This is a genomic window from Streptomyces europaeiscabiei, from assembly GCF_001550375.1.
In the GTDB taxonomy this organism is placed as follows: Bacteria; Actinomycetota; Actinomycetes; order Streptomycetales; family Streptomycetaceae; genus Streptomyces; species Streptomyces europaeiscabiei.
On record NZ_LRTR01000676.1, the window covers coordinates 1 to 20,370 of the forward strand.

Sequence of the window (20,370 nt, forward strand, 5' to 3'; positions counted from 1 at the left end):
AGCGGCGGGCACGCGGGCGCGTTCTCCCCGCTGGCCGTCTCCGGTGCGCTGGTGCTCGGCCTCGTCGACAAGACCGATCTGCAGGTCTCCGCAGTGGCGCTGTTCAGGCCGATGACGAGGTCCCGGTCCCTCTGGGCCGCGTCGGCGATCACCGTCAGCCCGGCGGCCTTGGCACCATGCGCAGCAGTTCCTCGTCCTGGAGGACCCGGTTGCACCGCGTAACCGCCGACCGCACCGGCCGCGCCGGTCACCGCGACGGTTGCTCCTGGCGCCAGCTCGAAGACCCCCTTGCACCGTCGTCTGGCTCACCCCTGCGGCATGGGCGACGGCCCGAACCCCGCCGTGCCCCAGCAGTCGGGCCTCGGAGGACAGCGCCAGTCGCTGCCGTCGCTCATTCAGATGAGGTAACAACACCCCGAGTTGCAAGGCAAGTTGGTCGCGAACCTCGTTCGGTATGACCGAGGTGGTGGTAGTGGGTGGGCTACCTGGTCTTGAACCGGTCCGGACGCACGAAGTCCAGGCCTTCGATGGTCTGTTTGCCGAGCGCCTCGTGTGCGGCGATGTGGCCATAGCCGGTGGCCATTTTGAAGCCTTTTCCGGAGAATCCGGTGGCGCAGTAGACCCTGCTGTTTTGATCCAGCCAGCCGAGGAGGGGATGCCTGTCCTTGGTGAAGAGGTCGGGGAAGGCGTCGGAGCGAGCGATGGTGGGGGTGAGGCCGGGGAAGAACTCGGTGACGATCTCGGTGACCTTTTCGATTTCTTCCCGGGTGAGTTCTCTGGGCACGGCGTCCGGGTCGGGGGTTGCCCGTGCGCGCCCGGACAGCGGTCCGTCCACCGATGCCTTGACCGTCACGCCGTCGACGGCGGGTGCGCCGTACAGGGAGCGATCCTCGTACCACCGGCTGAAGATGGGGAAGTTCTCCGGCGAGAACTGTGTGTCGTCTTGGGCGATGAACCAGGTCAGGACGATCCGGTGGGTTTCCGTGACGGCCTTGAGGTGGTCGGGCATGAGCCTTCGGGACCAGCCGCCCGAGGCGACGATGACCTTCTCGAACGTCCAGGTTCTGTCGCCCGAGGTGACGACCACGCCGTGGTCGGTTTCGGTGATGCTGTCCACCGGTGTGTTCTGAAGGACGGTGGCGCCGTTCGCCTGGGCCGCCGCGACGGCGGCGCTGACGGCGCGGTCGGTGCGCAGAACGCCGGCGTGGGGGTCGTAGACGGCGCAGTCGTCGGGGCGGAGGTTGTGCTGGGGGTAGCGTTCGGCCATCTCCTCCCGGCTGAGGACGCTGTGCTCGGCTCCGTTGTTGCGCGTTGTCTCGAGGAGGCTGTTGATGAAGTTACTGTTCGCCGTCCCGATGGACAGGCCCCCGGTGGTCGTGAGGATTTCCTGCCCGGTTTCCGCTTCGAGCTCGGCCCACAGGCCGCGGGAGCGGGCGATGATGGGGTAGTACTCGGGCCTGCCGAGGTAGATCATGCGGAACAGGCGGGTGTCCCCGCCCACGGCACTGCGGCCGTGGGCGGGCGTGGCGGCCTCGAAACCCACTACCGAGTCGGACAGCCGGGAGGCCTGCCACAGGGCCATGCTTCCGATGCTGCCCAGGCCGATGACGGCGAGCTGTGCGTCCATGAGAGCAGTTCCTTTCGTCTACTCGTGAAGTCCGGCGAGTCTGCTGCCGAATCGGGCCAGCAGTGAGGTCGTGCTGGAATCCCTGCGTTCTTCCCACTGGTCGGCAATGTTGAAGAGCCGGTACATGGCGTGAACGCCCAGCCAGCGGATGGGTTCCGGTTCCCACTTCCGTGCCCGGTAGCCGACCCAGGGAAGGGTGGTCCGTTCGGTTTCCTTCTCGAAGGCGAGCTCCACGAGAGTCCTGCCACCGACATAGGCCGACGTGACACCGTGTCCCGCGTAGCCGGTGGACGACCCGATGCCCGATGCCGGGTCCCAGTGCACGCTGCCGTTCCAGTCCCGCGTGACACCCAGGACTCCCGACCAGGCGTGGTCCACCTCGAAGGGGATGCCGGGGAAGAAGGAACTGAGCTTGTGCGAGATCAGGTCGATGGTGGACTGGGCGGTCGCACCGGCTCCCCCAGTGCCGGACCCGAAACGGTAGGGGACACCGCGGCCCCCCATGGCGATCCGGCCGTCCGACGTCCGCTGGGCGTAGATGAACGTGTGCGCGGAGTCGTTGAGGCACTGGGGCCCGTCCCAGCCGATCTGCTGCCATGCCTCCTCCGGCAGGGGCTTGGTCACGATCATTGAGGAATTGACCGGGATCAGGGTCCGGCGGCCGAGCAGCTGTCCCGAATAGCCTTCGGTACAGATGAACGTCCTGGCAGCGGTGACGCGTCCGTCGGCCAAGGTGAGGGTCTTGCCCTCGACACTGTCCACTCGGCTGCCCTCGTAGATCCTGACCCCCATGGAGGTCAGGGTGTCGGCGAGGCCGTAGACGAGTTTCGCGGGGTGGAAGCGCGCGCAGTGCTTGTAGAAGAGCCCGCCGTGGACGGTGGAGATGTTGATCCGGCTGCGGAACTCGTCCCGGTCGAGCATGTGGACTTCGTCGTCGGTCAGCCCGTACTTCAGATCGGCATCACGCCTGGCCACCAGTCGGCCCAGCCCCGCCCGAGTGTGAGCGGCGACTAGCGCGCCGCCCTTGTGCTGATCGGCATCAATGCCCTCGGCTCGGAGGATGTCCAGGACGGAGTCGACGCCGGCGACGAACTCCTGCTGCAGCGCCCGGCTCGCCTCCAGCCCTCCCCCGGCGCGGGCGAAGGTGGCACGGTTTCCCGGAGGCATCGCCGAGAGCCAGCCGCCGTTGCGTCCTGATGCGCCGTAGCCCACCTGTTCGGCCTCGAAGACGGCGACCGAGAGCGACGGTTCGAGCTTCTTGGCGAAGTACGCCGCCCAGAGGCCGGTGTAGCCGCCGCCGACAATGGCCACGTCGACGGATTCCTGGCCGGTGAAGCGGGAGAACGAGGGCCTCTTGTCGGCCAGTTGGGCCACCCAGAAGCCAAGCTCTCCGTTTCGGGGTGGCGCCGCAGGGGCGTTCATGGTGTGTCCTTCATCTGTCTCTGGGACGCGTGGGCTGCTGCTGGAAAGCGGTGTGGCCGCCGTCGACGGGGTGCGTTGCCCCGGTGATGTATGAGGACTCCGACGACGCGAGGAACAGGACGGCGTCGGCGATTTCCTCGGGAGTGGCGAGGCGTTGGAGCGGGATCTGCCCCTCACGCTCATGGCGGGTGGCCTCCGGGTCGTAGCTGCGCCGGAAGGACGCCTCGAAGACTCGTCTGACGCTGTCTTGCATCGCGTCGGCCAGCAGGATCTGCACCGGGTGTCGATCGTGCTGGCCGAGGGCGTCGAGTGCCTGTTGCAGCCGGGCCACCGCCGCACTGCTCATGATTGGCTCGCCGCTACACAGCGGTGCAGATGACCTGGATCTCGACAGGGGTGTTGAGCGGCAGCCCGGCGACACCGATCGCGGTGCGGGCGTGGCGTCCGTTCTCACCCAGTACCTCGATGAGCAGTTCACTGGCCGCGTTGGCGACCTGCGACTGCACACCGAAGTCCGGCGTGCTGGCCACGAAGACCAGCATCTGCACGATCCGGACCCGGTCCAGATCGCCCAACGCCTGCACGGCGGCAGCGAGGCAGTTGAGCGCAGCATGGCGCGCGAGTGACCGCGCTGTCTCCAGCTCCACGTCCCGGCCGACAACGCCCCTCCCCAGCAGCTCGCCGTCCTCGAACGGGAGTTGGCCGGAGAGGTGGATGGTGGAGCCCACCGTCCGGTGGGGCACCAGGTACGTGGTGTCGGCGACGACGGGTAGCTTCAGTCCCAGGGCCTGGAGCCTTTCTGAAGCCGAGTCACCCTTGACGGTTTGAGGCAGGGGCTGACTCACACCGCCACCGCCTTGCTGTGGAGCATTTCCTCAGTTCTCCGCTCGGGCGTCGGGGGCATCAGGGGCGCGGCAGGCCGAAGAGGACCGGGAGGTCGGCGATGTCGGTGATCCGCTCGTAGCCGAGCCAGTGCTCGTCGTGCTCCCAGCCGCGGTCCATGTACACCTTGTTCTTGATGCCCATGATGGCCGCGGATCGGTGGTCGTACATGGGGCTCGCGGAGACGTGCACGAGCTCGTCGGGTGTCACGCCGAGCTTGTCAAACGTGTACTCGAAGGCGCGGAGTCGCGGCTTGTAGACGCCCATCTCCTCGGCGCTGATGACGTCTGCGAACGGGGCCTTGAGGTTCTCCGTGAGGCGCACGGCGTGCGCGGTGTCGCTGTTGGTGATGATGACCAGCGGGACCGCCTCGGCCAGGCGGTTCAGCGCCTCGGTTACACCGGGGTACGGGCCCCAGGTGGGGATGGTCTCGTACACCTCGCGCGCTTCGTCCTCGCGGTACTCGAGGCCGACGCTGCGCGAGGCGCGTTCCATGGAACGCGCGACGACCTGGTGGAACGGCTGGTACGCGCCCGTGCACTCGTCGATCCGGTACGCCTTGCAGATCCGCAGGTACTCATCGGCGACCTCGGCCGGCAGTCGGTCGCCCAGGACCTCACACATCGTGTCGTTGATGCTGAACTTGATCAGCGTTCCGTTCATGTCGAACGTCACGAACTTGGGCTTGACGTCGAATCCCACGGGTCCTCCTAGTGTTTCAGCGAAGCGGTTCGTGACTATGGTCGATTGTCGACCATCACTTCGTTGATTGTCGACCACCTGGGTTTCGACTGTCAACAGCGAATGAGGTGATCCGCCGGGTCGGGTGGAATCGGCTCTCGGCCCAAGTCGCCTCCGAGGCCGTGCGGACCGGCAACCAGTACCGGATCGACGAGCGCCTCGGCGAATGCAAGCTCTTCCGCCAGGTCGTGGTCCGCTCTCTGGAACGGACCATGCGCAAGTTCGGCGTGGAGCAACCGGAGAGCGACGGTCCGGCGATGTTGTGCGTCGTGGGCATTCGCCACGATCACCAGCGGGTGCCCGACCAAAATTCCTCGGTGCGATCGCCGACCTCCCCGTCGCGTTGTCCAGGACTCGGGGACCACGGCTTGGAATGACATCCGACCTGACCGGCCCTCCGTGCGGGCGTGGGTCACGGAGGCATTCTTGGATTGCTGAGACCCGGAGAAGAAGGCGATCCCGTGACCCACCAGGACCGAGCGCCGGGTGTGGCTCATCGGGCAGGTCGCGAGCATCGGTGACGTCACCGGCCAGTCGAGTGCTCGGCTTCTCGCGTAATACCTGGTACCGACTGGACGAAGAAGGCCGACCGGACAATCAAGCGGCACCGCCCGAGACGCCGACCTGTCATCGCGACCCGTGAGCCGGAAGGGGTACGGCTGTGAGTCCAGGGAGCTCCGTGCGGAGATAACCAACTTGAGGTGTCGACGCAAGATCGGCGGAGGTATAGTCGACAAACGACCAAGGGTCGACAAGTGACCAAAGGGAGGGCGACGGGGTGGACCACAAGTTCGAGTGGCTGGAGCAGCGGACGACGACGCCGGACGGCGTCTACCGCACACTGCGTGCGGCCATCCTCGACGGGACCGTGCCTCCTGGTGGACAGCTGCGCGAGGCACACATCGCCGCGGACCTCGGGATCAGCCGGTCACCGCTGCGCGAGGCGCTGAGCAAGCTGGAGGAGGAAGGGCTCGTCGTAAAGATTCCCTTCCGTGGGGCGTTCGTCGTAGAGGTGAGCGCTCGCGAGGTCGCCGAGATCGACTCGATCCGACTCCATGTCGAGCCGTACGCCGCTGAACTCTCGGTCGAAGCACTGCGCGGCCCTGAGCGGCCCCAGTTGCTGCAAACTGTCGAGGATCTCCGGCGGGCAATGGAGGAAGGCGACATCCCGGCCAGCATCGACGCGCACCTTCGCTTCCACAGGCTCTTCTACGACCTCTCGGGGCACGGCGTCCTGCAGGGTCTTTGGAATGGCTGGGAGACCAAGCTGCGCCTCCACCTCAGCGTCGATCACCGCACTTACAGCGACGACCCGCATCAACTGGTCGTCGAGCACGAGAGGTTGGCCACGGTTGCCCTGGAAGGCGACACCGACGCGTTCCGTCAGGAACTGGCTGCCCATTTCCCCATGGGGCTTGGGGCCCAGACGGGAGATCAAGGGGAACGCACGCCCCGGCATGCATGAGGCCATGCGGCCTGCGTGAAGTGTCCAAGCCCGCTCGCCACCGTGACACTGCAGACCATGCCGAAAGTCAAGGATCAAGCGCGCACTGCCAACGCGATCTTGTAGCGGATCTTGATTGAGGGTTGCCGGCCGCCGCCACGGTGGGGCTGGCAGGGGCGACTGGGGCGTTCATGGCTGCGCGGGCGGGTCCCTTCTTCCAGGAGGCGGCGAGTCGTAGCGGCCTTCTGTCATACGCGCGGCCTGCGGCGCAGCCGGCGTCGACTCCGGTGCGCTCGATCATCCCGGGAAGCCCTTCAGCCGGGTGTCGTCTGCAGGCGTGGATCTCCGGCTCCATGCCGCGCGGGCCGCGTGAGTGCAGGACCGGGTCTGCACAGCGACGGCTGGTGACGACGTCGCGCCGGGCCCCTCCGTCGATTCAATCTCCCACCCGCGCGCGTAAAAGACCGCCGTCTCCCGTGCGAGAAAGGCAACCTCATTCAGCGGGGTGGACGCGAAGCGATGCAACTCGGTGCGGCTGGTGCCATCCAGGCAGGTCACCGCCATCACCGGTTCTGCCCCTGGCTTCGGCGCCGTGGGCGAAGCGCCGGTATGCGGTAGGCCAGGCCGGCCAGAACCTGGAGGCAACTGCCCGCCATGGGCAGCCAGGTGAGGCCACGAAGGTGCCGCTTCGATGGCGTCCCGCCAAGTGGTACAGCCGATCAAGTCGCCAGAATCCGCAGGTCGGCGGCGATGGCTCCGTGTGACCGGGCGCTCAACTACCCCCAGCAGGCGGGCTCCTCGTGGACCGCCGACTCGGCGAAGATCACCTCGATCCTCGTACCGGAACGAGTAACGTTTGATCCCCTACTCCACGACGCGGGACGCGCCCCGCACTACCTGGATCTTGCGGTTCCCGGGCCCGCCGTCGGCCACTGCCCTGAGGACGCCTCACCTCACTCGGCGGACACCAGAACTGTCTTGCACCGCCCAACGAACTTATAGGCCATGTGCGGCGAGGTCTGAGTGGCGCGTCCCGCTTGAGGGTTCGGGGTCGTTGGCGGCGGCTTTGATGCCGGCGCAGCCGGGCTCGCGGTAGGCCGGGAACGCCTCGCGGCACTGCTCCAGGGTCTCGCCGAGTCGCCTGTTCTCGGGGGTCGGCTGGCGATTCGTCGGCCCTCAACGCTCCTGGCGGACGGGTCGGAGTTGCACCCCGGCGGCGCCGTCCGCACCGTGTCGGCGTTTGCTTCACTGCATGGCCACCGGCCACACGATCACGATTGAGTCTTATTCTTGACAATGTCTAAATTGGAGCCTACTTTTCAAGCTCCTTGAGTAGGTGTGCGTGGCCTGGGTGGGTTTGTTGGTGTTGGTTGGCCGCCACATCCGGCCCCTGCTGAAATCGGAGTTGGACATGAGGTGCTACGACTGCCTCCAGGAGGCGCGCAGCGACATCACCGGCATCGGTGTGTGCTCGCGCTGCGGCTTGGCTACCTGTGAGAACCACGCCCGCGTACGTCAGGTACAGGTCACCCGCCAGGTCGGCATGGGCGCTGCGTCCGGCCGTATCCCGGCACGCAGGGTGGTATGCCACACCTGTGATATGGCCGAGACGGCGAACTGACCGCATGGTGCGCTTGTCGCACACGCATCACCGGTCGCCGAATGCGCGCTGTTCGTCCGCGTGTGCGTTCTCTGCCTGCCCGGACGCGGTCCCTGATCGCTGCCGCAGCGTCCCGGGCCTCAGCCCAGTGCGCGTCTGTCCTGAACCGCCACATCGCACCCTCGAACTGATTCCGCAGCCGCTCAGGGTAGGGGCCGTACTTGCCTATCGGCAGGAACGGCGATCAACCTCTGCTGTGCGTCGGTGAGTTGCCTCCGTGTCACGGTCGTCTTCCCGCCGGATCCGCCTGAAGGTCGGCGGCGTTCTTCCGGCCATGGACGGGTCCAGTGTTGCTACGCGAGGCCGTTGCCGAGTTCGTCATCACGGGCTTGCAGTCAGTCGCTGTAGGTCGTGCCGGAACAACCGGGCAGCAGGTCAAGCCGCTCTTGTGGCATGGGGATCTCGTCGGGCGTCCATCCTTGCTTCAACCGCTCGAGAATCCCGCCGCCGTCAGCGATCGTCATGCGGGCAGGTGTGCTGCACATGCTCGTCCATGCCGAACCGGATGAGACCGGTGAGCCAGGTCGCGGCGTCGACCGTCGCTTCCAGCAGCGGTGGGTCCAGGCCGCACGTAGTGTTCCGAGGCCGCATTCGAGCCTGAAGTTTTTGTTGACAGTGCTCAACGGGCGCCCATATGGTCGACAAACGACAACAGGGTGGCGGGTTTAAGCCGCCATGCGGTGTTTTGTCGCCACTGTTACTCGAGAGGAGAACCGAGTGCAGATGATCAAGATTCGTGCGAAGCGGGTTCTCGTGGCCAACTGCGTGGGCATGTGCCCTGTTCCGTCCGCGGAGGTGGCGCGATGAGCCAGTCCGTGACTTCGGCAGCGAACACTGACTCGGCCTGCGATCGGCTTCAAGCCTTGGGTCTGACCCTTCCCGAGCTCCGTGACAACCCGTACTACGTGCACCACCAAACCGTGGGCTCCAGCATCTACATTTCGGGCCAGCTGCCTTACAAGGACGGTTGGCTGCTGGGTCAGGGCATTGTCGGCCGGGACGTCGAGCTGGAGATGGCTCAGGAGCTCGCGCGCCATGCCGTGCTCAACGCGCTCGCCGCCGCTGTGCAGGCGGTGGGGGATCTGGAGCGGGTCCGGATCGTGCAGATGCTGGTCTTCGTGGCCAGTACGCCGGACTTCGGTGAGCAGTCTCGGGTAGCCAACGCGGCCAGTGATTTGCTCATCGAGGTGCTGGGTGAGAACGGACGGCACGCGCGCACCGCGATCGGTGTCGCCGGGTTGCCGCTCAACAGTCCGGTCGAGATCCAGATGGTCTGCACTGCGGTGTAGGCGGACGCGACGTCGGTGTAGCGCGAGCGCGCGATATTGCGGCCCGCGCACGTTCGGCATCCAGGGGAGTCAGCGCCCCCGATCATTCCCAGACAGAACCACAAGGAGGGCAGCGTGAACCGGCTCCAACGAGCACTCGACGCTCTGGTCGAGCGCATCGACACCCCCGCGCCGATCGTGCTGGTCGACGTCATGCAAGCCAACATCGACCGCATCCAGGGCTTCGCCGACCAGCACAACCTCAAGGTCAGGCCGCACGTCAAGACGCACAAGTGTGTGGAGATCGGCCGACGCCAGATCGAGGCCGGTGCGACCGGAATCACCGCAGGCAATGTCGGCGAGGCCGAGGTCTTCGCCGCGGCCGGCTTCGACGACATCTTCCTCGCCTACCCGATCTGGGCCGCGGGAACGAAACGAGCCCGGATCCGTCGGCTCGCCAAGTCCGCCCGGCTGCGGGTCGGTGTCGACAACCTCGCAGCGATCGAGGCCCTCGCCGACGCGATGGGAGACGAACCGGACCGCCTGCAGGTCGTGATCGAGGTCGACTGCGGCGCCCGTCGTTCCGGGGCTCCGCCCGAGGCTGCGGGCGACCTCGCGCTCGCCGCCCGCAAGCGCGGCCTGGTGCCGGTGGGCGTCTTCACCTACCCCGGTCACGGCGGCGCCGGCCGGGACGCTCGCCGGCGCGCCGCGCAGGACCAGGAAGCCGCACTCACCACCGCGGTACGCAGCCTCGAAGGTGTCGGGGTCACCGCAGAGGTGGTCAGCGCCGGCTCCACTCCCACCCTCGAGTTCTCCACGAGCGGCGTGATCACCGAGATCCGTCCCGGCGAGTACGTCTTCGGCGATCTGAACAACGCCCGGCTGGGCTCCTGCACGGAGGACCAGATCGCGCTGTTCGTCGCCGGCACCGTGGTCAGCGACTGGGTCCCCGACCAGGTCATCGTCGATGTGGGCAACAAGGCCCTCAGTAAAGAAGGAAGCCCCGAGATCGGCTACGGCGGCATCGCCGGCACGAAGGCGGTCCTGTCCAAGGTCAACGAGTACCACGGGTTCCTCCCGCTGCCGGACGGCGAGTTCCGCCCCAGCGTCGGCACCGTCGTCCCCGTGGTGCCGAACCACGTGTGTCCGGTCGTCCTCGGCTTCGAGGAGCTGATCGTCACTGACAGCACGGGCACGTCGCTGGAGCGCTGGCCGGTCGACGCCCGCGGGTTCCTCAACTGACCGGCATGGGACGAGACCCCTATCCTCCCCGAGCCCCCAACCCCGACCGACCTCCCCCGTGAAGTGGAGTGCCTGACATGAGACTCAACAACGTTACGGCCCTGGTGACAGGCGCCAGCAGTGGCATCGGGCAGGCGGTGAGTTCCCACTTCCGCCGTGAGGGCGCGCGGTTGCTGCTCACCGGCCGCAGGGAGCGACTCGACAGCGCTCAGCCCGACGACCTGTACGTTCCCGGAGACCTCAACGACGAGGCGTTCGTCGAGAGCCTGGCCAAGCAGGCGGCGGAGTCCTTCGGCACCGTCGACGTCGTCGTCCTCAACCACGGCCTGCAGGCCGTCAGTCCGCTCACCGAGATGGCCTGCGACGACGCGAAGAACGTGCTGGAGAGCAATCTGCTCAGCGCGTTCCTGGTGATGAAGCACTTTGCGCCGCTGATGCCCGAGACCGGTGGCTCGTTCGTCTGCGTCAGTTCACGGCTGGGCATGGTCGGCATGGCCGGGCAGGTCCTGTATTCCGCCGCCAAGGGGGGCCTCATCATGCTCGCCAAGGGCGCGGCGATCGAATGGGCCCCGCGCAACATCCGTGTCAACGTCGTCGCTCCGGGCCTGACCGTCACCCCGATCATCGAAGCGGCGTTCCAGCGCAGGCCCGACCCCGAGGCCTACCGCCGAGAGCGCGAGAGCACGATCCCGCTCCAGCGCCTCGCCACCCCCGAAGAGGTCGCCGACGCGGTGCTCTTCTTCGCATCATCGGAATCGTCGTACGTCACCGGATCGGTCCTGACCGTCGACGGCGGATACACGGCCTCCTGAGCCCTGCTGGGCATCCGTACCAGCACGGGACTCGACGACCTGTTCTCCTCTCGCCTTCTGTCTCCGGCCAACGCCGATCGCGGCCTGACCGCCCGACCACAAGTCTTGTGCGTACCCCGATCGCCGCGCTCGGATCGCGCGCCGATACCCAGACCCACAGCGCGCCCGTGCCAAGGACCGCAGCAGCGCTGCCTCGGCCACCCGACGCCGCCGCGACGTGTCGCCGGTGTCCGCAGACCGGGAACGGGCCACGCCAACGCGTACGTGCCGGACACCGCTCGGCAACGGCTCAGCGACCGTGGCCGCGGCCACCAACTTCTCAAGCTCAAAAGGAACAACAATGTCGCTCCTGAAGGCCATCGACACTCACCCCTCCTTCGCGCCGCGCGAGTCCGGCCCGCTCCCGGAGCGTCTGATCGCCGGCAACCCCGCCTTCAGGACCTGGGCGCAGGACGTCGCCCGTGGGGAGACGATCCATACGGGTGTCTGGGAAGCGACGCCGGGCGAGATGCACTCGATCATGGGTGAGACCTTCGAGTTCTGCCATATCCTCTCCGGCATCGTCGAACTCACGCCGGAAGGTGGCGAGCCGGTGGTCTACAAGGCAGGCGACAGCTTTGTCATGAAGCCGGGCTACGTCGGTGTGTGGAAGACCATCGAAACCGTCCGCAAGATCTACGTGACCGTGATGTGACACCGACGCCGCGCGACCCGATCGTCTTCGGGACCTCCCGCGAAGCGCTCTGCTGAGCACTGTCGCCGGCGCCGATGGCCCCCTCGGCCCGTCCCCAGCCGCAGACCCGGTTCTGCCTTCCCCTCTCACCAGCGCCCGCATGCTGCGGCTCTGGTGAGGACCGCCGACCCCCGCTGGTCACCACCTGCCACGGCTCCAGCGGCGACCGGCGATGCATGCCGGCGATGCACTCTGTCCGCTGTTCGCCCCCCGGCACGATCCCCTCCCACACACCCGCGAGGTAAAGCCCCCGCACAGTCGGTCCCATCACGTCCCCAGATGAGGAGTATTGCCATGAGTGATGCCCAGATCGGTCGTAGAGCGCTCCTGCGCGGAGCAGGTGGCCTCGCCGCCCTCGCCGCTCTTCCCTCCCTCGCCGCCTGTGGCACCGGCTCCAGCCGGGCTGCCGACGGCGGTGGCAAGGGTTCCAAGACGGTGGTCGTCCGTGACAGCGGCGGTTCCTACGGCGCGGCCCTGCAGAAGGCGATCTACACGCCGTTCACGAAGGAGACCGGCATCCAGGTCAAGGTGCTGAACCTGGACGATGCTCCGCTGCTGGCGCAGATCAAGCAGGGCCGTCCGCAGTGCGACCTGATCAACAACTCGATGATGTCGCACCACAAGTACGTCAAGCAGGAGGCGCTGGAGGCGCTGGACCTGGACCGGGTCAAGAGCGTGAAGAGCGCGAAGATCCCGCAGGAGCAGGTCACCGAGTATGCGGTCGCCCACGCTTTCTACGGCCAGTGCATCGGCTACCGCACGGACGCGTTCGGTGGCAGGAAGCCGGAGTCGTGGGCGGACTTCTGGGACACCAAGGCCTTCCAGGGCTCACGCGCGATGGTCCATCCGGACGGTGACCTGCCGGAGCTGGAGTTCGCGCTGCTGGCCGACGGGGTCCCGATGGACAAGCTGTACCCGCTGGATGTCGAGCGTGCCTTCAAGGTGATGACCCGGCTGCGGGGCGACATCAAGAAGTTCTGGGACAGCGGCCCGCTCCCGGGTGTGCTGCTGAGCCGCGAGGAAGTGACGATGTCCACCGTCTGGGACGGCCGACTGGCTGACCTGGAGAAGCAGGGTGTCCCGGTCACCCGGCAGCTGAACGGTATGCGCCGCCAGTTCTCGGGTTACGCCATCGCCAAGGGCGCGGCGAATGTGGACAACGCCTACCAGCTGATGGACTTCTCGCTGCGTGCGGAGAGCCAGGCCAACCTGGTCAAGTTCTTCCCGTCGAACCCGTCCTCCCCGGAGGCTTACGGCAAGCTCACGGAGGAGGAGCGCAACGCGTCCGCGGGTGCGCCGCAGTACTACGACAAGGGTTTCGACGCGGACATCGACTGGTGGCTGAAGAACGAATCGGCCGTCACCAAGCGCTGGCTGGAGTGGGCTCGTGGCTGAATTCGATGTGGTCACACCGTCGCTGAAGGCGGCCGGCGGTCTGCCGGCCACCGCGACCGGTAAAGCGCTGTCGGTGGTGGCTCTGCGCAAGACGTACGGGGATGTCGTCGCGGTCGACGAGGCGTCCATGGAGATCGCGGCCGGTGAGTTCGTCACCTTCCTGGGCTCCTCGGGGTCGGGCAAGACCACGACCCTGATGATGATCGCCGGGTTCTGCGAACCGGACTCCGGCACCATCACCGTCGGGGAGCGTGACGTGACCCGGCTCGCGCCGCAGAAGCGGGGCCTGGGTTTCGTCTTCCAGCAGTACCTGCTCTTCCCGCACATGACGGTCAGTGAGAACGTCGCTTTCCCCCTCACGTTGCGTGGGGTGCCGAAGGACGAGATCCGCAGGCGGGTGGGGGAGACGCTGGAGATCGCCGGTCTGTCCGGGTTCGGCGGCCGCAAGCCGCGCGAGCTGTCCGGCGGCCAGCAGCAGCGTGTCGCGCTGTGCCGGGCACTGGTCTACCGCCCGCCGGTCATCCTCATGGACGAACCGCTGGGTGCCCTGGACAAAAAACTCCGCGACCAGCTCCAGGTCGAGATCAAGACCATCCAGCAGGAACTCGGCCTGACCGTCATCTACGTGACCCACGACCAAGAAGAAGCGCTGGTCATGTCCGACCGCATCGCGGTGATGCGCAACGGCTTGATCGAGCAGTTCGACACGCCCCGGGAGCTGTTCGAACGCCCCAGGACGCCTTTCGTCGCGGACTTCCTCGGCGCGGCGAACTTCCTGCCCGGCCGCATCGAACAGCACGACGGCCGGCACACCCTGGTCCGCCTCGACGGCAGCGGCGCTCTGCTGAAGGCGCGCCGTCACGAGCTGGCTTCCGGCGCGCAGGTGAAGGTGGCTGTGCAGCCGGGACGGCTGCGGGCCTGCGCCGCCGACGACGGGTTCTGTACCGGCACGGTGGAGACCGCCACCTACGTCGGCACCCTGGTGCGCGCCGGGGTGCGGATCGACGGCGGTCAGGCGCCGCTGCTGCGTCTGGAGGTCCCGGCCGGCCGGGGCCCGGTCGCCGGCGAGCAGGTCGGGATCTCAGCCGACCCCGAGGACGTCAACCTCTTCGCCGACGAACAGGGAGGCTGAGCCATGGCAGCCACCCTCACCGGCACCGCCCCTGCCCGTCCGCGCAAGCTCCTGGCCTCACGCAAGACCCGCGTCGGCGTCCTCTACGCCCTGCCGGTCGTCATCTACCTGCTGGTGCTGTTCGTCTACCCGATCTTCAGCACGCTGCTGCTCAGCCTGAAGGACGCCGGCGGCTCGTTCACCCTGCACTGGTACGCCGACGCGCTGAGCGGGGTCAACCTGTCGGTGCTGTTCACCACGCTGCGGATCTCCGCCGAGACGGCCGTGCTCAGCCTGGTCTTCGGGTTCATCCTGGCCCAGGCGATCTCCCGGCTCAAGCCGCTGTGGGCGGGCCTGGCGATGCTGGTCGTGGTCGTCCCGCACTTCGTCAGCGCCCTGGTACGCACCTACGGCTGGATCATCATGCTCGGCGACAAAGGCCTGGTCAACGAGACCCTGACCGGCCTGTCCCTGCCCGGGGCACCCTTCCAGCTGCTCTACAACGAGCTGGGTGTGGTCATCGGCACCACCTCCATGATGCTGCCCTACACCGTGCTCCTGCTCTACGGGGTGATGAAAGGCGTCGACCGCCGCCTGCTCGCCGCCGCCGCCAGCATGGGCGCGGGACGCGTGACCATCTTCCGCCGCATCTACCTGCCCCTGGTCGCCCCCGGCCTGGCCAGCGCCGGACTGCTCAGCTTCATCCTCTCGCTGGGCTACTACATCACCCCCGCCCTGATGGGCGGACCCAACCAGACGATGATCGCCACCCTCATCAACCAGCAGGTCACCAAGGAGAACCAGTGGAACGGGGCCGCCGCGCAGGGAGTCATCCTGCTGGTCCTCACCCTCGCCGGACTGCTGCTTGTCAAACTCGTCAGCTCCCTGGGCGCCAGCCGTAAGAAGAGGAGCGCGACATGATGGAACTGCGCAGCACCCTCGCCGGGAAGATCGTCCTGACCGCCGTCGCCACCGTGATCCTGCTGTTTTTGGCCCTGCCGATCGTCGTCATCGTCGTCACCTCCTTCAGCAACAACGCCTTCGCGGCCTTCCCTCCCGAGGCGTGGACACTGAACTGGTACAAGGCGCTGTTCGCCGACGGCAGCAAGTGGCCGGCCGCGCTCTCCCTGAGCGCCCTGATCGCCGCCCTGAGTACCGTGTTCTCGCTCCTCATCGGGGTGACCGCGGCGACCGCACTGGTCCGCAGCGAACTGCCGCTGCGCTCGGCGGTCTTCGCCCTAGTCCTCGGCCCCCTACTCATCCCGCAGATCGTCACCGCACTCGGGCTGTTCCTGCTCTTCGAGCCCGCCGCGATGCTGGGCAGCCCGCTCGCCATCGCCCTGGGACACACCGTGCTGGCCTCGCCGATCGCGGTGCTGATCCTGATCGCGACCCTGCGCGGCATCGACGAACGCCTGGAGGACGCGGCCGCCAGCATGGGTGCCGGCCGTCTGGCGATCGCCCGGAAGATCACCTTCCCCCTCGCTGCCCCCGGCATCATCGCGGCGGCGATCTTCTCCTTCATCACCAGCTTCGACGAGTTCTACATCTCCCAGTTCCTGTCCTCGGTCGACACCGTCACCCTGCCGGTGCAGGTCTACAACTCCCTGACCTTCGACATCGACCCCAGCGTGACCGCGATCAGCGCGATCCTCATCGCCTTCGCGATCGTCGCCCTCGGTCTGGTGGCCCTGGTGCGCTGGCTCGGCTCCGGCCGGCAGGAGTCCCTGCTGTCGGTCGAGAACACGGTCGGAGTCGCCACCCCCGCAGGCGAGGCCGTATGACCACCCACCGATCGTGCTCTCTCAACACACCATCCTGCGATCAGCGAAAGAGCCACGCGCATGACTGACACGCTCACCGCTCCCTCATGGGAGTCGGCAGTCCTCGAATCCGTCCCCCTCGGGTTCCTCGCCCACGACTGGCAACCCGCCGCCGGCGGGCGCACCTTCGAGGTGCGCAACCCCGCAACCGAAGAAGTCATAGCCACCGTCGCCGACTGCGGCGCACAGGATGCGTTGAGTGCACTGGACGCGGCGGCCGCAGCCGCCGACCAATGGGCCTTCACCAGCCCGCGGGACCGCGCGGCCGTCCTGCACCGCCTCACCGACGCCATGATCGAGCACCGAGAGCGTCTGGCCCGGATCATCACCCTGGAGATCGGCAAGACGATCACCGAAGCGCGGGGCGAGGTCGACTACGCCGCCTCCTATTTCCGCTGGTACGCCGAGGAGGCGGTCCGCCCGCACGCTCGCAGCACGCCCTCCCCGGACGGCAAGAACCACATCGTCACCGTCGCCGAACCGGTCGGGCCCTGCCTGCTCATCACTCCGTGGAACGTGCCCCTGGCCATGGCCGCTCGAAAGGTCGCCGCCGCCCTCGCCGCAGGCTGCACCGCCGTGCTCAAACCGGCCGCGCTCACCCCACTGTCCTCCCTGGTGCTGGGCGAGCTGGCGCGTGCAGCCGGCGCACCACCAGGTGTCCTGACCGTGATCACCAGCAACGACCCGGCAGCGGTCACCATGCCACTGCTGGCCGACCCCCGGCTGCGCAAGCTGTCCTTCACCGGCTCCACCCCGGTCGGCAGGCTATTGCTTCAGCAGAGCGGCGCGCGGGTGCTGCGCACCTCGATGGAGCTGGGCGGCAACGCGCCGTTCCTGGTCTTCGACGATGCCGACCTCGACCTCGCGGTCCGCGAAGCGATGATCGCGAAGATGCGTCTGGGCGGCCAGTCCTGTGTCGGCGCCAACCGGTTCCTGGTCCAGGAGGGAGTCGCCGACGTGTTCGCCGCTGCGATGGCCGAACGGATGGCCGCCACCCGGGTGGGCCCTCCGGACCGGGAGGACACTGGACTCGGCCCGCTGGCCGACCAGCGGGCGGTGGACAAGGTCCGTCACCTCGTCGAGGACGCCGTGGCCCGTGGTGCCGTTGTCATCGGCCAGGCGAACATCCCCGACGGGCCGGGTTACTACGCCGCCCCGACTGTGCTGGACCACGTCCCCGCCGACGCCGCGATCATGCACGAGGAGGTCTTCGGACCCGTCGCCGCCATCCACCGGTTCACCACCGAGGCCGAGGCAATAGCGGTGGCCAACAACACCGAGCACGGCCTCGCGTCGTACCTGATGACGTCCCACATCGACCGCGCCCGCCGGGTCGCCGCCCGTCTGCAGGCCGGAATGGTCGGCATCAACCGCGGCCTGGTCTCCGACGTCGCCGCACCCTTCGGCGGGATCAAGCAATCCGGCCTGGGCCGCGAAGGCGGCCCCGAAGGTCTCCACGAGTACCAGCAGCTCAAGTACCTGTCCATGCCCGGCTTCCACACCTGAGCAAGCCGGACTCAAGCACAGGGCTCGCCCATGTGCCAACTGGGAAACGCAGTGACCAGGATGACGATCCCTTCCGCGATGTCCACTAGCGGCGCGGCCAAGCCCGCCCCGGGTAGCCGCCACTCTCCGGCGGCCTCGATGTCGCCGGCCTGGCCGCCCGGACGAATCTTCGACAGGAACGGCGCCGTGCAGCAGCTCCCGCCGTCGGCGCCTACCTCGCAGCGCCTGGTCACCGACGGCAAGGGGCATCCTGCATTAGCCGGGCAGGCGTCTGTGGCGTGAAGCGGCCACGGCAGCCCGGTGGGGAGCCTCGGTTCTTTCCCACCGGGCTGACCTCCTGTCGGCGTACACATGAACGTGCACAGCCACGCCCGGCGTCCCGAGACCCGACACACACGCTTGCGCGCTGCCGTCTTTGATCCCAGGCCGGGCACATCCTGAGCATGATCAGCAACCATCACGCACCATGCTCCGCAGGAACCCCCGGCACCCGCGATCCGCGTGCCGTGGGGGCTGCCATCTCCACCGACTTCATGAAGGAGACGGTCGACCGTGGACGGCACCGACGAGAAGATCATCGCCGAGCTGACCCGCAACGCCCGCATCTCGCACTCCGATCTGGCCGGCAAGGTGCTGCTGTCCCGCAACGCGTGCGCCAGCGCATCGAACGTCTGGAGCGCCAGGGCCACATCGCCGACTACACCGTCGTCCACAAGGGCGACGACGCCGGCAATGTCGTCGGCGCTCGTCCTGGTCTACCGCCAGGACGCTCGTCCGGCACGCCGACATCCACCTGGGCTTCGGCGATGGCCGCCGAGAGCTTGATGCCCTCTTCGAGGAGGCCCAGGATGTAGTTCGAGGTGCCGTTCATGATGCCCTGGACACCGGTGATCTCCAGGCCGCCGAACATGCGCTCCGCGGCGCGCAGGACAGGGGTACCGCTCAGTACCGAGCCCTCGAACTCGAAACTGACACCGCGCTCGGCAGCGAGCTGCGTCAGTGCGCGGCCGGCGAGTGCGACCGGCCCCTTGTTGGTGGTGCACACGTGCTTGCCCGATTCCAGGGCCCAGCGCACATGGGACAGGGCAGGCTCGCCGTCGGTGGGGTTGGTGAACGTCGCCTCCACGACGATGTCGGCCGGGACCTCGCGGATCACCCACTCGTTGCGCGGATCAGCGCTGCCGCTGGCAAGGCCCGCGAAGCTCAGCTCCGCGGGTTCGGTGGCCAGCAACGGCGCCAGATCGATACCGTCGGTGTCCACCAAGGAACCGGCCCGCAGATCAGTGAGTCAAGTTCGGCGCTTGGTCCTCAACACGCTGAACTTGACGGGGAACCTGAGCGCGTGCCGGGCCCGGTAGGCCTCGGGCATTCCGCTGACCGCGGTCCGCTCCCGGCCGAACCGCTCGATGATCGCGTCGTACACCTCCAGGCGCCGCTCGGACTCCACGTCCAGGTCGATGTCCGGCAGCGACGTACGGCGCTCGCTGAGGAACCGCTGTTTACCGACCGGCGAGCTCACCGGGACGCGCTCAACCTGGGGCGATGCGTCGCGGTCGTGTCAGGGATGGCCTGCTTCCTTCTCGGATGTCGGGCCGCAGATAGGCACCCTGAGCCTCGCGGCCACCCGGCGTCACGGCATGCCCGCACCGTGACGCCCTGGCTGCACACTGCGGACGGGCTACGTCATCAACTCGATGTGCGGATGCTCGGGCTCCGCCGGGCAGACGAACAGGTGCTGCCGGTAGCCGCTGCCTATCTGGACACCGGTCGCGTTGTAGCCGCGGTGGCCGGGGTACGGTCCAGCACCTGGGTGGGGGTGCGGAGACCAGCTGTTCCCGGCGTCGTCCCCTTCCTCGAACGTGGCGACGGTCATCAGGACCTCCATGCCGGTGCCGCACTCGGAGCAGGGCTGCGAGCTGGGGTCGGTGGAGTTCCAAGCGGGCCAGCCGCCGACCTTCCAGCCGGGTGCGTTGGACAGCACACAGTCGTAGTACGTGTCCGGGTCCATGTCTTCCTCTGCTGCCTGCGGCACACTCCACTGCTTGAGCTGCTCCCGCAGTTCTTCGCTCAGCTCCAGATGGTCGGGGTACTCGGTGATCTGCTCCGGTTCGAGCACGCACGGTTCCGGTAGATAGCCATCGAACTGCACCGCGGGCGGCTCGGGGGGCGTGTCGAGAATGTCGGTGACGGCGGCTGCCGAACGCCAGAAGAGCAGGGTCCTGGGCATGATCGGATGATCGAAGGGGCACCACAGAACCTGCAGCAGGTCCTTGCCCTCCGGCGGGCTCAGATCGGGCACATCCCTTACGTACAGCTGCGCGACGGGCAGCATCGCTATGGGGCCGTCGTACGCCTGGACCGCCAGCCTCACCGGATACGTCCGAGGGGGGCGGATCCGCTCGAGAGTCTCCCGTTCCTCCGGAGTCAGGTCCCGGCCGTGCGAGGCGGCGAAGATCCGTCGTTCCAGCCGCAGATCCGCCGGGGACTGGGCTGGGTTGATGCCATCCACCACATGCGGTTCCTCGCAGTGCGGCCACGGCTCCTCAGCGGGCCACAACAGCGGCCCGCCGATCGAGCTGTCGTGCCACGTCGGCGCCCCAGGGCGGGGGTGCAGGCGGGTCGCCGTGCGGGCCAGCGGAGCCAGTTGGGGAAAGACCGCGGCAACGTCGATCGGCCGTGGCGGAGTGACAGGAGTGACATTCAT

The 20,370-nt window shown here is 67.4% G+C and carries 21 protein-coding genes and 3 pseudogenes; 14 read left to right on the top strand and 10 right to left on the bottom strand.

Annotation, left to right across the window (positions count from 1 at the left end):
- The coding region (locus AWZ10_RS53075) for a hypothetical protein (protein WP_159058436.1) at positions 1-222 on the top strand (222 nt) is incomplete at its 5' end.
- On the opposite strand, the pseudogene AWZ10_RS55910 reads toward AWZ10_RS53075, so the two are convergent.
- From AWZ10_RS55910 to AWZ10_RS33070, 6 genes and pseudogenes are all read right to left on the bottom strand, one after another.
- Positions 222-456 (bottom strand): annotated as a pseudogene (locus AWZ10_RS55910) (ISAzo13 family transposase); the annotation flags it as partial. The gene AWZ10_RS53075 and the pseudogene AWZ10_RS55910 overlap by 1 nt on opposite strands.
- A gap of 25 nt (positions 457-481) precedes the next feature.
- Complete coding sequence (solA, locus tag AWZ10_RS33050; RefSeq protein WP_060892827.1) at positions 482-1,627, bottom strand: N-methyl-L-tryptophan oxidase; 1,146 nt, start codon at positions 1,625-1,627, stop codon at positions 482-484.
- 18 nt (positions 1,628-1,645) lie between these two features.
- Positions 1,646-3,049 carry an NAD(P)/FAD-dependent oxidoreductase gene (locus tag AWZ10_RS33055; RefSeq protein ID WP_063809814.1) on the bottom strand — a complete coding sequence of 468 codons (1,404 nt, stop codon included), beginning with the start codon at positions 3,047-3,049 and terminating at the stop codon, positions 1,646-1,648.
- A 10-nt stretch (positions 3,050-3,059) separates the two neighbouring features.
- Positions 3,060-3,395: an SDR family oxidoreductase gene (locus AWZ10_RS33060; protein WP_060892829.1), complete on the bottom strand. Its 336-nt coding sequence runs from the start codon at positions 3,393-3,395 to the stop codon at positions 3,060-3,062.
- Positions 3,396-3,408: 13 nt separating this feature from the next.
- Complete coding sequence (locus tag AWZ10_RS33065) at positions 3,409-3,894, bottom strand: RidA family protein (protein WP_060892830.1); 486 nt, start codon at positions 3,892-3,894, stop codon at positions 3,409-3,411.
- A 58-nt stretch (positions 3,895-3,952) separates the two neighbouring features.
- Positions 3,953-4,633 carry a haloacid dehalogenase type II gene (locus tag AWZ10_RS33070; protein WP_060892831.1) on the bottom strand — a complete coding sequence of 227 codons (681 nt, stop codon included), beginning with the start codon at positions 4,631-4,633 and terminating at the stop codon, positions 3,953-3,955.
- 107 nt (positions 4,634-4,740) lie between these two features.
- On the opposite strand from AWZ10_RS33070, the gene AWZ10_RS33075 reads away from it, so the two are divergent.
- The 3 genes from AWZ10_RS33075 (at position 4,741) to AWZ10_RS55915 (ending at position 7,737) form a co-directional block, all read left to right on the top strand.
- On the top strand, positions 4,741-5,049 hold the full coding sequence (locus tag AWZ10_RS33075; RefSeq protein WP_060892832.1) for a hypothetical protein: 309 nt from the start codon (positions 4,741-4,743) through the stop codon (positions 5,047-5,049).
- A gap of 401 nt (positions 5,050-5,450) precedes the next feature.
- Positions 5,451-6,137: a GntR family transcriptional regulator gene (locus AWZ10_RS33080; protein ID WP_060892833.1), complete on the top strand. Its 687-nt coding sequence runs from the start codon at positions 5,451-5,453 to the stop codon at positions 6,135-6,137.
- A gap of 1,390 nt (positions 6,138-7,527) precedes the next feature.
- Positions 7,528-7,737 carry a DUF2180 family protein gene (locus AWZ10_RS55915; RefSeq protein ID WP_060892853.1) on the top strand — a complete coding sequence of 70 codons (210 nt, stop codon included), beginning with the start codon at positions 7,528-7,530 and terminating at the stop codon, positions 7,735-7,737.
- Between the two features lie 374 nt (positions 7,738-8,111).
- Here AWZ10_RS55915 and AWZ10_RS55285 read toward each other — a convergent pair whose 3' ends face one another.
- Complete coding sequence (locus AWZ10_RS55285; RefSeq protein WP_267893531.1) at positions 8,112-8,240, bottom strand: hypothetical protein; 129 nt, start codon at positions 8,238-8,240, stop codon at positions 8,112-8,114.
- A 339-nt stretch (positions 8,241-8,579) separates the two neighbouring features.
- On the opposite strand from AWZ10_RS55285, the gene AWZ10_RS33090 reads away from it, so the two are divergent.
- From AWZ10_RS33090 to AWZ10_RS55290, 10 genes and pseudogenes are all read left to right on the top strand, one after another.
- A complete protein-coding gene (locus AWZ10_RS33090) occupies positions 8,580-9,065 on the top strand; it encodes a RidA family protein (RefSeq protein ID WP_060892834.1) in 486 nt (161 codons plus the stop codon).
- Between the two features lie 114 nt (positions 9,066-9,179).
- Positions 9,180-10,286, top strand: coding sequence for an alanine racemase (locus AWZ10_RS33095; protein WP_060892835.1), 1,107 nt, complete (start codon positions 9,180-9,182; stop codon positions 10,284-10,286).
- A 77-nt stretch (positions 10,287-10,363) separates the two neighbouring features.
- The gene (locus AWZ10_RS33100; RefSeq protein WP_060892836.1) at positions 10,364-11,098 is read left to right on the top strand and encodes an SDR family NAD(P)-dependent oxidoreductase; all 735 of its coding nucleotides are present in this window, start codon (positions 10,364-10,366) and stop codon (positions 11,096-11,098) included.
- 340 nt (positions 11,099-11,438) lie between these two features.
- Positions 11,439-11,792, top strand: coding sequence for a cupin domain-containing protein (locus AWZ10_RS33105; RefSeq protein ID WP_060892837.1), 354 nt, complete (start codon positions 11,439-11,441; stop codon positions 11,790-11,792).
- 333 nt (positions 11,793-12,125) lie between these two features.
- Positions 12,126-13,226: an ABC transporter substrate-binding protein gene (locus AWZ10_RS33110; protein ID WP_060892838.1), complete on the top strand. Its 1,101-nt coding sequence runs from the start codon at positions 12,126-12,128 to the stop codon at positions 13,224-13,226.
- On the top strand, positions 13,219-14,358 hold the full coding sequence (locus AWZ10_RS33115; RefSeq protein ID WP_060892839.1) for an ABC transporter ATP-binding protein: 1,140 nt from the start codon (positions 13,219-13,221) through the stop codon (positions 14,356-14,358). Before AWZ10_RS33110 ends, AWZ10_RS33115 begins: the two co-directional genes overlap by 8 nt.
- 3 nt (positions 14,359-14,361) lie before the next feature.
- Positions 14,362-15,258 (top strand): ABC transporter permease, encoded by an 897-nt coding sequence (locus AWZ10_RS33120; RefSeq protein WP_060892840.1) that lies wholly within the window; start codon positions 14,362-14,364, stop codon positions 15,256-15,258.
- The gene (locus tag AWZ10_RS33125; RefSeq protein ID WP_060892841.1) at positions 15,255-16,121 is read left to right on the top strand and encodes an ABC transporter permease; all 867 of its coding nucleotides are present in this window, start codon (positions 15,255-15,257) and stop codon (positions 16,119-16,121) included. Before AWZ10_RS33120 ends, AWZ10_RS33125 begins: the two co-directional genes overlap by 4 nt.
- Before the next feature lie 60 nt (positions 16,122-16,181).
- Entirely contained in the window at positions 16,182-17,666 is a 1,485-nt protein-coding gene (locus tag AWZ10_RS33130; RefSeq protein WP_060892842.1) for an NAD-dependent succinate-semialdehyde dehydrogenase, read from the top strand.
- Between the two features lie 552 nt (positions 17,667-18,218).
- Positions 18,219-18,311: pseudogene (locus tag AWZ10_RS55290) on the top strand (AsnC family protein); the annotation flags it as partial.
- A 52-nt stretch (positions 18,312-18,363) separates the two neighbouring features.
- Here the strand turns inward: AWZ10_RS55290 and AWZ10_RS33140 are convergent.
- From AWZ10_RS33140 to AWZ10_RS33150, 3 genes and pseudogenes are all read right to left on the bottom strand, one after another.
- Positions 18,364-18,927: a hypothetical protein gene (locus tag AWZ10_RS33140; protein WP_234360600.1), complete on the bottom strand. Its 564-nt coding sequence runs from the start codon at positions 18,925-18,927 to the stop codon at positions 18,364-18,366.
- Between the two features lie 72 nt (positions 18,928-18,999).
- Positions 19,000-19,164, bottom strand: a pseudogene (locus AWZ10_RS33145) (hypothetical protein); the annotation flags it as partial.
- A 180-nt stretch (positions 19,165-19,344) separates the two neighbouring features.
- Positions 19,345-20,370 (bottom strand): hypothetical protein, encoded by a 1,026-nt coding sequence (locus AWZ10_RS33150; protein WP_060892845.1) that lies wholly within the window; start codon positions 20,368-20,370, stop codon positions 19,345-19,347.